Genomic DNA, 5096 nt, shown 5'->3' with positions numbered 1-5096 from the left:
CCCGGAGCGTCTGAAGATGCTCTTCCTGCTGACGGTCGTCGATATCACGGCTGTCGGCCCGGGCGTCTGGAACGGCTGGAAGGGCCAGCTGCTGCGCGAACTCTATTACGAGACGCTCGCCGTGCTGCAGGGCGGCGATGCTTTGCTCAATCGCGCCAACCGCATCGCGGAAGCGAAGGCGGCCTTGCGCGAGCGCCTGTCGGACTGGTCGCCTGAAAACTGGGGCGCCTATCTCGCCCGCCATACGGAAGCCTATTGGCTTTCCTTTGACACCAACGTCCTGGAGCGTCAGGCGAGGCTGATCGCGGAGGCGAAGGATGCGCTGACGGTCGCGGCGCAGTCCGATCCGACGCGCGACGTCACCGAGATCACGCTTTACGCGCAGGATCATCCTGGCCTCTTCTCGCGCTTTGCCGGCGCCTGCGCCATTCTCGGCATGAACATCGTCGATGCGAAGATATTCACTACGCGCGACGGCATGGCGCTCGACATGCTCTGGGTGCAGGACCAGCATGGCGGCGCGATCGCCGAAGAGCGTCGCGTGAAGCGTCTCGAGGAAACGATCCGCAAGGTGCTGTCGGGCGAGATGCTGCCCCCCGATCTGATCGAACAGCGCTTCAAGGGCGAGCGTCGCGCGGAAGCCTTCGATATCGCGCCGCAAGTTTTCATCGACAACAACGCGTCGGACGCTTTCACCGTCATCGAGGTCAACGGCCTCGACCGGCCGGGTCTCGTTCACGCCTTGACCAAGGCGCTTTTCCATCTCGGTCTTACCATCGGCTCGGCTCATATCGCGACCTATGGCGAGCGCGCGGTCGACGTCTTCTATGTAAAGGACGTCATCGGGCACAAGGTCACCAACGCCAACAAGCGCAAAGCCGTCGAGCGTCATCTGCTCGAGGCGCTGGAGAACCCCGTCGAGAAAGCGCGCCCCGCCAAGGCGCGCCGCCGCGAAGAAACGGCGGCGGCGGAATGACGGCGTCGAGGCGTTTCCCCCGATGAATCTCATGCGTTCAGCGGCGACCGTCGGCGGCACCACGTTCCTCTCGCGCATCCTCGGCTTCCTGCGCGACATGATGGTGGCGTCCGCGCTCGGCACGGGACCGATCGCCGACGCTTTTTTCGTCGCCTTCCGTTTCCCCAATATGTTCCGCGCCATTTTCGCGGAAGGCGCCTTCAACTCGGCCTTCGTGCCTCTCTTCGCCAAGCGCCTTGAGGGCGACGGCGAAGCCTCGGCGCGCCGCTTCGCCGAGGATGCGACCTCGGTGCTGCTTGCTGGCCTTCTCGTCTTCACGATTTTGGTCGAGATCGGCATGCCCTGGCTGATGTGGCTCTTCGCGCCCGGTTTCGGCGACGACCCGCAAAAGCATGAATGGGCGGTGCAGTTCACGCGGGTGAACTTCCCTTATCTTCTCTTCATCTCGCTCACTGCCGTCCAGTCGGCGATCCTGAACTCGCTGGGCAAGTTCTTCGCCGGCGCCGCCGCGCCCGTGATGCTCAACATCACGATGATCGCGGCGCTTTTCTTCGTCGTGCCGCTCGCAACCAATCCGGGCCTCGCGCTCTCCTGGGGCGTCATGGCGGCGGGCATCATCCAGTTCATCTGGCTTGCCGTTTCCTGCCACCGCGCGCGCATGTCGCTCAGGCTGCGCTGGCCGACGCTGACGCCCGAAGTGAAGCGGCTGCTGCTTCTCGCCATTCCCGGTCTCATCTCGGGCGGTATCGGACAGTTGAACCTCACCATCGGCACCATCATGGCGTCCTGGCAGGACGGCGCGGTCTCGTGGCTTTATTACGCCGACCGCATCTATCAGTTTCCGCTGGGCGTCATCGGCATCGCCATCGGCGTCGTGCTGCTCCCCGATCTCTCGCGGCGCCTGCGGGCGGGCGACGATCAGGGCGCGCATTGGAGCCAGAACCGGGCCATCGAATTCTCGCTGCTGTTGACGGTGCCCGCCGCCGTCGCCCTGGCGATCATTCCCTATGACATCATCAAAGTGCTGTTCGAGCGCGGGCATTTCCACGGCGCCGACACGCATGCGACCGCGATCGCGCTGCTGATCTATGCGATCGGTCTTCCGGCCTTCGTGCTCAACAAGGTTTTCTCGCCCGCTTTTTATGCGCGCGAGGATACGCGGACGCCGCTGCAATTCGCCGCCATTTCGATCGCGGTCAATATTGCGTCGAGCATTCTGCTGTTCCAGTTCTTCGGCTTTGCGGGCATCGCCATGGGAACTTCGATTGCGGCCTGGGTGAATACCGGGCAGCTCGGGCTGCGCCTCTGGAAGCGCGGACATTTCCTGCCCGATGCCCAGCTGTTGAAGCGCCTGCCGCTGACCTTGCTCGCCTCGGCGGGTATGGGCGCGGTGCTTTATGTCGGAGCGCGCTTCCTCGCGCCCTGGTTCGAGTTGCGTTTCATCTGGAGCGTCTCTGTGCTGACGGGCCTCGTCGCGGGCGGGCTTCTCGCTTACGCGATCTTCTGCCAGATCACCGGCGCGGCGCGCTATTCGGACATCATGCGGCCCCTGCGCAGGGGCGGTGCCTGAAAAGTTGCAGCCCGGCAATTTCCCTCGCCGGGCCTTCAGCGAAGCTGAATCCTTCCAAAAAAGCTGCGGCCCCGGCAATTTCCCTCGCCGGGGCCGCGTTTCGCACGCTGACTGAGGAAGGAGAACTCACTCAGCCGCGCCGCGAAGCTCCTTCAATCCGAGACGCTGGGCGACGCCGGCACCGTAGGCCGGATCGGCTTTCGCGAAGTGTCCGATCTGGCGGCGCTGGATTTCCTCCGGCACCGTCGCCATGGCGCCGGCGATCGCGTCCATCAGGCTCTTCTTCTGCGCGTCGGACATCAGGCGGAAGAGATCGCCGGCTTGCGTATAGTCGTCATTGCCATCGCGATGGTTGTAGCGGTCGGCATCGCCCGAGATTTTCAGCGGCGGTTCCTTGACGCTCGGATCTTCCTTCGGTCCGCCGAAAGAATTCGGCTCGTAATTGACCGCGCCGCCGGCATTGCCGTCGAAGCGCATCGCGCCGTCGCGGTGATAATTGTGGACCTCGACGCGCGGGCGATTGACCGGCAGCGCTTCCGCATTGACGCCGACGCGATGGCGATGCGCATCCGCATAGGAGAAGATGCGGAACTGCAGCATCTTGTCGGGGCTGTGGCCGATGCCCGGCACGACATTCGCCGGCGAGAAGGTCGATTGCTCGACCTCCGCGTGATAATTCTCCGGATTGCGGTTGAGCGTCAGCACGCCCGCCTCGATCAGCGGATAATCCTTGTGCGGCCAAACTTTCGTCAGGTCGAAGGGATTGTAGGGCGTCTTGTCGGCGTCCGCTTCCGGCATCACCTGGATCATGACGCGCCATTTCGGGAAGTCGCCCTTCTCGATCGAGGCATAGAGATCGCGCTGATGGCTTTCGCGGTCCTCGCCGATGAGCTTCGTCGCTTCCGCTTCCGTCAGGTTCTCGATGCCCTGCATCGACTTGAAGTGGAACTTGACCCAGAAGCGCTCATTCTTCGCGTTGATGAAGCTGTAGGTGTGCGAGCCGAAGCCATGCATGTGGCGAAGCGTCTTCGGGATACCGCGGTCCGAGAAGAGGATCGTCACCTGATGAAGGCTTTCAGGCGAGAGCGACCAGAAGTCCCACATCGCGGTCGGATTGCGCAGATTGGTGCGCGGATCGCGCTTCTGCGTATGGATGAAGTCGGGGAACTTGTAGGGATCGCGCACGAAGAAGACCGGCGTGTTGTTGCCGACGAGATCCCAATTGCCTTCGTCCGTATATAACTTCACCGCGAAGCCGCGCACGTCGCGTTCGGCATCCGCCGCGCCGCGTTCGCCGGCCACCGTCGAGAAGCGCAGGAAGACCGGTGTTTCCTTGCCGTTATGCTCGAAGAGCTTCGCCTTGGTGTATTTCGTGATGTCGTTATTGACGCGGAAGATGCCGAAGGCGGCCGAACCCTTGGCATGGACGACGCGCTCGGGGATGCGCTCGCGGTTGAAATGGGCGTGCTTCTCGAAAAGCTGCCAGTCCTGCACGAGGAGCGGCCCGCGGGGCCCCGCCGTCAGCGCATTCTGGTTGTCGGGAACGGGGATGCCTGCCGAGGTGGTGAGGCGGTTCGGTTTGTCGCTCTTCTGGTCGCTCATGGCGCGCTCTCCTGATTAGAACTATTCAAAACTAGGAAACGCAACGGCGAGTGTCAAGGCAGTTTAGAATAATTCTCAAAAGAATGCGACTCGAAGCAGCGACGGAAAGGGCCGGCATTGCCAACCGGCGCCTGGCCGCATAAACCTCGCGGCAACGCTCCGCTTTCGGGGCAACCGTGATGGATATCTTCCATGGAAAAGCCGACCAACCGCGTCTTCTCGGGCGTCCAGCCCACAGGCAACCTGCATCTCGGGAACTATCTCGGAGCGATCCGCAATTTCGTCGGGCTCCAGGACACGCATGAATGCATCTATTGCGTGGTCGACATGCATGCGATCACGGCCTGGCAGGACCCGAAGGAACTCGCGGCGAACACGCGCGAGGTCGCGGCCGCCTATATCGCGGCCGGCATCGATCCGAAGACGCATATCATTTTCAACCAGTCGAAGGTGCCGGCCCACGCCGAACTCGCCTGGATCCTGAATTGCGTCGCGCGCATCGGCTGGATGAACCGCATGACCCAGTTCAAGGAGAAGGCGGGCAAGGATCGCGAGCAGGCCTCCGTCGGCCTTTACACCTATCCGGTGCTGATGGCCGCCGACATCCTCCTTTATCGCGCGACGCATGTACCGGTCGGCGAGGATCAGAAGCAGCATCTGGAACTCGCCCGCGACGTCGCGCAGAAGTTCAACAACGACTTCGCCGAAACGGGCGGCACGGATTTCTTCCCGCTGCCTGAGCCTCTGATCATGGGCCCGGCGACGCGCGTCATGTCGCTTCGCGACGGTACCAAGAAGATGTCGAAGTCGGACCCGTCGAATTATTCGCGCATCACGCTGAAGGATTCCGCCGACGACATCGCGGTGAAGATCCGGAAAGCCCAGACCGATCCCGATCCCCTGCCCCTCACCGTCGAAGGGCTTGAAGGCCGGGCGGGCGCGGACAAT

General features: G+C 62.8%; 4 protein-coding genes. 3 read left to right on the top strand and 1 reads right to left on the bottom strand.

Features of this window, described 5'->3' with window-relative positions:
• Both VMR03_RS12405 and murJ read left to right on the top strand, forming a co-directional pair.
• The coding region (locus tag VMR03_RS12405) for an ACT domain-containing protein (protein ID WP_325405656.1) at positions 1 to 976 on the top strand (976 nt) is incomplete at its 5' end.
• A gap of 31 nt (positions 977 to 1007) precedes the next feature.
• Positions 1008 to 2546 carry a murein biosynthesis integral membrane protein MurJ gene (murJ, locus tag VMR03_RS12400; RefSeq protein ID WP_325405654.1) on the top strand — a complete coding sequence of 513 codons (1539 nt, stop codon included), beginning with the start codon at positions 1008 to 1010 and terminating at the stop codon, positions 2544 to 2546.
• A gap of 126 nt (positions 2547 to 2672) precedes the next feature.
• Here murJ and VMR03_RS12395 read toward each other — a convergent pair whose 3' ends face one another.
• Positions 2673 to 4148, bottom strand: coding sequence for a catalase (locus VMR03_RS12395; protein ID WP_325405652.1), 1476 nt, complete (start codon positions 4146 to 4148; stop codon positions 2673 to 2675).
• Between the two features lie 192 nt (positions 4149 to 4340).
• Between VMR03_RS12395 and trpS the strand changes: the two genes are divergently transcribed.
• Positions 4341 to 5096, top strand: a 756-nt coding sequence (gene trpS, locus VMR03_RS12390) for a tryptophan--tRNA ligase (protein WP_325405650.1), incomplete at its 3' end; no start/stop codon positions are given.

The sequence above is a fragment of the Parvibaculum sp. genome, assembly GCF_035511255.1.
Taxonomy (GTDB): Bacteria; Pseudomonadota; Alphaproteobacteria; order Parvibaculales; family Parvibaculaceae; genus Parvibaculum.
Note: the sequence above shows the minus strand (reverse complement) of the source record. Positions and strands in the feature narration are given on the sequence as shown.

Excerpts from the sequence above, each read along its gene's own strand:
- murJ (WP_325405654.1), top strand. The coding sequence starts at position 1,008 with ATGCGTTCAGCGGCGACCGTCGGCGGCACCACGTTCCTCTCGCGCATC.
- VMR03_RS12395 (WP_325405652.1), bottom strand. The coding sequence starts at position 4,148 with ATGAGCGACCAGAAGAGCGACAAACCGAACCGCCTCACCACCTCGGCA.